We start from the raw sequence: 387 nt of genomic DNA, 5'->3' as shown, positions 1-387 counted from the left end.
GCGTAAGTATGGTGGCCAAATCTTCCCCCTCAGCCGTCAGGCACTGCACAACAAGGGTATCGCCAACCCTGGAAGCGATCTTGCCGTCGCAAGGTGTTCCGGAACCGACAGGTTTGCAGGCCAGGACGAGCCCCTGGTAGTCTCGGCGCGCCGCTTCCGTCACCAGGAGGCGCATGGCCTGAGGCCTGGAAAACGCCGCCCCGCACAGCAGGATCTTGCGCCCGCCGACACGCAGATCATCGACCGATGGAATGGAGAGCTTGCCTTCAAACGGCTTGAGCTCGGCTACCGGCTTCGCGGGGGACGGGACGCCCCTCTGCATCACGATGATGCCCAGAAAGCCAACACCAAACAAAACAGCCACGACGGCAAGCAACGCTATGTTCC

1 protein-coding gene is annotated in these 387 nt (G+C 62.0%); it reads right to left on the bottom strand.

The window, feature by feature from the left end:
* Window positions 1–376: hypothetical protein (locus tag EOA85_RS37140; protein WP_164760227.1), on the bottom strand; the 376-nt coding region annotated here is incomplete at its 3' end.
* Window positions 377–387: the final 11 nt, after the last annotated feature.

It is taken from the genome of Mesorhizobium sp. M5C.F.Ca.IN.020.29.1.1 (genome assembly GCF_003997375.1).
In the GTDB taxonomy this organism is placed as follows: Bacteria; Pseudomonadota; Alphaproteobacteria; order Rhizobiales; family Rhizobiaceae; genus Mesorhizobium; species Mesorhizobium wenxiniae.
Note: the sequence above shows the minus strand (reverse complement) of the source record. Positions and strands in the feature narration are given on the sequence as shown.